Origin of the sequence: Propioniciclava sp. (assembly GCF_029977985.1) — a bacterium.
Taxonomy (GTDB): Bacteria; Actinomycetota; Actinomycetes; order Propionibacteriales; family Propionibacteriaceae; genus Propioniciclava.
The window spans coordinates 1-1,197 of record NZ_JARKOT010000282.1; the positions used below are offsets into that span (position 1 = coordinate 1).

Below are 1,197 nucleotides of genomic sequence, written 5' to 3' on the forward strand. Positions count from 1 at the left end.
ACGCCGCTCAACTGACCGCGGGGATGCTGGCCCGCCTCGGCGAGGCACAATCCCGCGCCACCCAACAACACGCCATCGACCAGGAACACGCCGTCACGGCCGCGTCCACGCGGGCCGAGCAGCAGGCTCGGCAGGCCGCAGTGCAAGAAGAGGTCGCGATGGCACGGCTCCGGTTGGTCCATGACCCCAACTGGTGGGCTTCCGCGACCATCGGGCAGGTCGGCGACACCTGGCAGATCGCCGACGCCTACCGAGGCCATCACGACGTGGACGCGGCCCGCGAGGTCATGACCCGCGAGATCACCACCCGCTGGGGCGTCACCCCGGCAGGGGACGCCGACAGCGCCGCCGTTCGTCGACTCCTGGAGCAGGCCGAACGGGGCCGGCAACAAGAGCGCGACGAAGTCCGCCGCGCCAGACGCGACCACACCAGGGCACAGGTCGTCGAGGACGAAGCGGATCGTGATGACCGGCAAGCCCAACAAGCCAGATACGCGACGCCGCCGCAATCCGAGACGGCGGCCGGCACCGGCGAGGTCGAGCATGCACGTGCGCGGGTGGACGGCCTTAGCCAGCAAAGTGAGGACAGGTACGACTCGGCCGAACAGCGCACGGCGCGTGCCGAGGGCTACGCCCGGTCCGGGAACCAACGCGCCACCGAGGCGCGCATCCTAGCCGACGAGGGAAACGCGCTTTCCGCGGTGTACGCCACCGGCGCCCGACCCAGCCGCAGACGCCGACCATCCCGGGGACCACATCAGCCACGCTCGTACTATCGGGTCGTCGCCGACCGCGGCCGGTGAACATGTTGGGTGCGCGGTGCCCGCGAGGCTGCGGCAGGCGATGAAGGACAAGCAGGAGGTGCCCGCGGCGATCGCCAAGGGTGTCGAGTGCCCGCGAGGCTGCGGCAGGCGATGAAGGACAAGCGGGGTGGTTGGCCGTCATCGGGCCGGGAACGTCACCGACCGTCGCTCACATGTCACCTCGCAAGCCGGGCAGCTGCCAGCGACAGTGCGAGCGCGCGGCCTCCGGCCGACTCGTATGGTCCGCGCGGAACGCGGCAATAGCGGACGTTGCTGGCGTCGACAACTGCCGACGCCGTCGTCGCTCATGCGGCGGGGAGTGGGGCTCCGCAATTGGGGCACTCGTCGCCGGGCGGAGTCCTGAGGTAACAACTTGTGCAAGTGACTTCGGCGG

Annotated in this window: 1 protein-coding gene; it reads left to right on the forward strand. The window is 70.3% G+C overall.

Annotated features, from left to right (window positions below; all coding sequences use genetic code 11):
• The first annotated feature begins 23 nt into the window (after positions 1-23).
• Positions 24-803: a hypothetical protein gene (locus Q1K57_RS15055; RefSeq protein ID WP_300084115.1), complete on the forward strand. Its 780-nt coding sequence runs from the start codon at positions 24-26 to the stop codon at positions 801-803.
• The last annotated feature ends 394 nt before the right edge of the window (positions 804-1,197 follow it).

Coding starts and splice junctions, on each gene's coding strand:
- Q1K57_RS15055 (WP_300084115.1), top strand. CDS start 24: ATGCTGGCCCGCCTCGGCGAGGCACAATCCCGCGCCACCCAACAACAC.